This is a genomic window from Aerococcus suis, from assembly GCF_900176325.1.
Lineage (GTDB): Bacteria > Bacillota > Bacilli > Lactobacillales > Aerococcaceae > Aerococcus > Aerococcus suis.
In genome coordinates this window covers 1-4,766 of record NZ_FWXK01000012.1, presented here as the reverse complement: position 1 = coordinate 4,766, position 4,766 = coordinate 1, and the positions used below count along the sequence as shown (strand labels likewise).

The following is a 4,766-nucleotide window of genomic DNA, read 5'->3' as shown; positions in this document are numbered from 1 at the left end:
ACAAATAATGCCATTTTCCTTTAATTTTGATGTACGTTTCATCCATTTTCCATGAATAGAAGGATTTTTTATTTTTCTTTTTCCAAATTTGATAGAGTAGTTTGCCATATTCTTGCACCCAACGATAAATCGTCGTATGAGAAACGTTAATGCCACGATCATATAAGATTTCTTGAACTTCACGATAGCTAAGGTTATAACGAAGATAGTAGCCCACGGCTACAATAATCACATCCTGCTGAAATTGCTTTCCTTTAAAATGCTTCATCGTCATTCCTCCTGCTATCTTTTTCTATTATGCTACCTTATTTGATAGTAGATTTAAAACTTTGCAACAGAACCAATCATTTTATGAAAGAGACGCGTGAGAGAACCAGTCAAACAGAATTAAGGTATTAAAATACATACGTATATACTGGAATCATTTAATACATACGTATATACTATATGTGTGAGGTGATAAATATGAAAATGATTCAAAGAAGTACGCGGAAATCGGGACACAGCGTGATTACGACACTCCCACCCGATGTCTTACAGCAACTCAACTTAAACGTGGGTGATTCCATTGAATATGTTATCAAAGGTGGTCACGTTGAAATCCGTAAAGCTGCCGAAAAAGAAGACGATTTTTTAGCAACGGTTAACGCAGTGATGGATGACTACACTGTTGCACTTGAAGGACTCGTTAGCCGATGATCCGTTATTTAACTGAACGGGAATTAGTTATGATTAATACGCTGCAGATTCAACGCTACAGCCCTGAGGAGCAGATCGGCGTAAAGGAGCCAACCGCTTTGAATATGTGTGTCGCTTTACCGAAACAGGCTGTATTTGATAAAGAACTTTATCCGACTCTGTTTGATAAAGCAGCTATATTGTACCAAAAACTAGTTCAGAAACACTGTTTTCACAATGCCAATAAGCGGACCGCATTGGTTGCGGTTCATACATTTTTACGTTTAAACGGTGTGACGTTAAACGTTAGCAATAAAGAAATAGAAGACTATACGGTAGCAATTGCTACAGATAAAGACCTTACATGGGAAGCTATTTCTTCACGGTTCGAAGTGCATTCAAAATAGATTAATATTACAGCGATTAAAAAGGAGCGAACTGTTATGTTCTGGCTAATGAAGCTCCATTAGGCACCTTTGAAAGGGGGACTTAATGTGAGTAGGAGTTTTCGTAAATTTCCTAGAAATAAGTACAACAGAAGCCACATGAAAAAGATTTTTAACCGTGGTTTAAGACGAAAAATAAACCACGGCTTATTCGATGATTGTTTGTTAGCTGGGAATGAGTATCGCAAAGTTTACAGTCGTTATGATATTTCAGAAGGATACGCTCTCTATCCGTTATACAGAGCAATTCAACCGGTCATTAAAGTTGAGATACCTGTCATTTTTTATAATACTGTCGGATTTAAGGAGAATTTAATTATGGTAGATTCAAATATTATAAATTTAACTCCTATAGTTGGAAAAGTATTAATTTTTTATCTTTGAGTTATAAAATAGCTGTACAGGGTAAATAAGCTAACCACGAAATTTAATAGGAAATCTGTAACTACGAGTTTAGTGACCATAGTATTGACATTTTAAAGAAATTTTGCTATTTTATATTGACAATAGAATAGCAAAACTTATTAAGAGAAAGTGGAGGGAATTGGCCCGATGATGCTTCAGCAACCGACCTTAAGGGAACGGTGCTAAATCCAACAAGTGTAAACTTGATAAATAAGTAAAACATTCAGGCGAACACTTCTTAATTACTAAGTGGCGCTTTTTTTATTGCAAAATAATAAAAGGAGATGTTGTTGTAATGGAAGTAAGTGCAGGTGAAGTTAAAGAGTATTTTGAGGATCTTAAAAAAGTCGTATTGGATCGACAATCCTATTGGGAAGAAATTGATCCAAAGCCACATGCTGTAGGTGTTTTAATCCGTAGGAAAAGATTGTCTTGGTACGAAGAAATTCTTCCTAAAATTGAAGAAACTATTGAAATGTTAGAAGATATTAAGGATAAAAGAAATTATATTGAATAAAACCGAAGAGAAACTAGTGTACTTGTTTACAACAGTTTCTCTTTTTTATTTGTCTAGCTTAATTTTACAATCGGCGTAGATAAAAAGGACTCTATCACTTAAAAAGCAAGACTCCTTTTTAAAGGCTGATAGCAAAAAGGTGGTTGTGAATCGAAAGGTTTCACAACCACCAAGCTTCATTAGAAAATGAAGTTATGAACAACAAAGAAACGAGCTTACAATAAATGTAAAAATTGAGTGGCAATTGTAAAGTAAATAAACAATCCCACTGCATCGTTAATTGTGGTAATAAAAGGGCCGGAAGCAACAGCTGGGTCAATATGCATTTTATTTATTAATACGGGGATAACAGCTCCTACCACATTGGAAATACTAAGTGTGATTAATAATGAGACTCCAATAACCAACCCAAGAATTGGATTCCCATAGAAAACAGCAACAACTAATCCCAGTACAATACCTGCTGCGCTGCCTAAGATGATTCCTATAATGAATTCTCGCCAAATAATTTTCCAAAAAGAGTTACTGATTACTTTTTCCCCGAGTGATAACTTACGAACAGATACTGCAAGTGACTGTGTTCCGACGTTTCCTGCTGTATCCATAATAATTGGAATAAAAGCAGCTAATAAGACCACTTCATTTAAGGTCTCCTCGAATGAACTAATTAAAGAAGCACTAATTATTCCTAAGAAAATTAATATGATAATCCAAGGCATACGGACACGAGCGCTATCCCAAGTACTTCCTTCATCTACTTCTTTCTTTTTTCTTTTACCAATAGCCGCAAAATCATTGAAGTCTTCTGTTACTTCAGCAGACATAATGTCCATCAAATCATCAACTGTGATAATTCCTACCATCCTGCCTGCTTTATCCAAAACAGGCACTGCGACCAAGTCATATTTTTGGAGCAGATGCGCAGCAGTTTCCTGATCAGCGTTTACAGGAACAAACGCTAATTTAGTCACCATTACATTTGCTAAAATTTCTTCCTCTGGATGCAAGATTAAGTCTCGCAAAGAAATAACACCGATCAACATTTCTTTTTCATCTAAAATATAAATATAGTAGACTGTTTCAACAGTTTGTGCAACTATGCGAACATGTTCTGTAATCTGTTTAATGGTTTGGTTTGCCGATCCAATAATATAATTTTTATTCATAATCGAACCGGCAGTTTCTGGTTCAAATACCAACATCTCTTCTATTTTATTACGCTCACTGACAGAGAGTAACTCAAGTAGTTGAATATTTTCTTCCTGATTTAAATAAGATAAAAACCTGACGATATTATCAATTTCCATATAAGGGAATAACCTTGCAACATATTCCGGTGAAAATAAGTTGTACACATCTTTTTGGTCACGAGGACTCATCCGCTCAAATAACTCAGCAAATTCGTTTGGGCTTAATAAGTCCTCTATTTTTCGCTTATTTTTCTGATAAAGTGCATGGTATAGTTCTTCTTGGTCTTTTAGATGGAGTCTGAAAAAGAGTTTCCGGAATGTTTCGCGGTCATTTTTTTTTGCTGCTTTGAAAATTTTTTCGTAGTTGTTCATTGTTATCAATCCTTCTAGAAGGGTTACCATGGATACCCTCATTTATTATTTTTATTTCTTTTATTTCATCAAAAGTCCAATCCGGCTCTGGATCCATGCCAACCACCTCCTTAGGGTTTTTTAAATAAAAAAACAGCATGTTTAAAGAGCATGCTGAAAAATAGATATATATCACTTTAGCACCTCTTCGTCGAGTTTTAGCTCTGCACAGCATAGGGATATATATGTTCCCAGCTGCATTAAGAATTTCCTTAATTCGAAAATTCCTGTTGACCCATTGGCGTCTTTGAACGTTTCTGGGCAGCAGCGTATCTCTTGTGCAGTAACCTCACCTAACAAGGCTATTTACTTATTTATCATATTTATTGTAACACCTTCCATCAGTAAAGTCTATGTTACAAAAGAAACAGCTCTCCGAAATCGTTTATACATCTACTATAAGGGCAGAGCATTAATATTTTTTTGTAGTTGTATCTGCAATACTTGAAATTAGATAAAACACTCTATAAACAGCGAATGTAAACCACTGGTTGCCTAATGTAAACTGTTGGTTGCTATTTATAGAGTGCTTTTTGTTATATCATTAGTTTAAATAGTAAAGGAGGGAAGGGTTAAGAAAAAGACATTATTTATATAAAGTAATGTCTGCCCCTAAAATATTCGAATAAGTTACTCAAATTAACTATACTCAATAATAATGTACTTATTGCAATGAAGTCACGAGTATACTTAAAAAATAATTTATACAGAAATTTAAATAAAAAGGGGATTTTAATAATGAACATTGTTGAAATTGTAGAATACGATTATGCAGGTGGTTTATTTGATATAGTCATGCTAATACTAGTTAATCTATATCATTTATTGCCTATATTTATTCTGTTGTTTATTGCTAGAGTTTTATGGCTTATATATAAGCTAGAAAAGAAGAAACATGATGAAAAAGATGATATTTAGTTTAACGGGTTCTGTTGCAAAGTTTTAAATCTACTATCAAATAAGGTAGCATAATAGAAAAAGATAGCAGGAGGAATGACGATGAAGCATTTTAAAGGAAAGCAATTTCAGCAGGATGTGATTATTGTAGCCGTGGGCTACTATCTTCGTTATAACCTTAGCTATCGTGAAGTTCAAGAAATCTTATATGATCGTGGCATT

The 4,766-nt window shown here is 34.4% G+C and carries 7 protein-coding genes and 2 riboswitches; of the genes, 4 read left to right on the top strand and 3 right to left on the bottom strand.

From position 1 onward, the window contains the following. A partial coding sequence (locus B8955_RS06765; protein WP_143238434.1) for an IS6 family transposase occupies nt 1–268 on the bottom strand: 268 nt, incomplete at its 3' end. 197 nt (nt 269–465) lie between these two features. On the opposite strand from B8955_RS06765, the gene B8955_RS06760 reads away from it, so the two are divergent. From B8955_RS06760 to B8955_RS06745, 3 genes are all read left to right on the top strand, one after another. Then, the gene (locus B8955_RS06760) at nt 466–699 is read left to right on the top strand and encodes an AbrB/MazE/SpoVT family DNA-binding domain-containing protein (protein ID WP_048729008.1); all 234 of its coding nucleotides are present in this window, start codon (nt 466–468) and stop codon (nt 697–699) included. Then, the gene (locus B8955_RS06755) at nt 696–1,085 is read left to right on the top strand and encodes a type II toxin-antitoxin system death-on-curing family toxin (RefSeq protein WP_084099465.1); all 390 of its coding nucleotides are present in this window, start codon (nt 696–698) and stop codon (nt 1,083–1,085) included. Before B8955_RS06760 ends, B8955_RS06755 begins: the two co-directional genes overlap by 4 nt. Before the next feature lie 557 nt (nt 1,086–1,642). Beyond that, nucleotides 1,643–1,746: riboswitch (SAM riboswitch) on the top strand. A gap of 78 nt (nt 1,747–1,824) precedes the next feature. After that, nucleotides 1,825–2,046, top strand: a complete 222-nt coding sequence (locus B8955_RS06745; RefSeq protein ID WP_084099463.1) for a hypothetical protein — start codon at nt 1,825–1,827, stop codon at nt 2,044–2,046. Nucleotides 2,047–2,261: 215 nt separating this feature from the next. On the opposite strand, the gene mgtE is transcribed toward B8955_RS06745, so the two are convergent. Together mgtE and B8955_RS06910 are read right to left on the bottom strand one after the other, a co-directional pair. Beyond that, nucleotides 2,262–3,608, bottom strand: a complete 1,347-nt coding sequence (mgtE, locus tag B8955_RS06740) for a magnesium transporter (RefSeq protein WP_084099462.1) — start codon at nt 3,606–3,608, stop codon at nt 2,262–2,264. Next, nucleotides 3,565–3,705 (bottom strand): hypothetical protein, encoded by a 141-nt coding sequence (locus tag B8955_RS06910; RefSeq protein ID WP_159444455.1) that lies wholly within the window; start codon nt 3,703–3,705, stop codon nt 3,565–3,567. The genes mgtE and B8955_RS06910 overlap by 44 nt, the downstream gene beginning before the upstream one ends. A 79-nt stretch (nt 3,706–3,784) precedes the next feature. Beyond that, nucleotides 3,785–3,955: riboswitch (M-box (ykoK) riboswitch) on the bottom strand. A gap of 430 nt (nt 3,956–4,385) precedes the next feature. Between B8955_RS06910 and B8955_RS06735 the strand changes: the two genes are divergently transcribed. Then, nucleotides 4,386–4,565 (top strand): hypothetical protein, encoded by a 180-nt coding sequence (locus tag B8955_RS06735; RefSeq protein WP_084099461.1) that lies wholly within the window; start codon nt 4,386–4,388, stop codon nt 4,563–4,565. Nucleotides 4,566–4,766 lie beyond the last annotated feature (201 nt).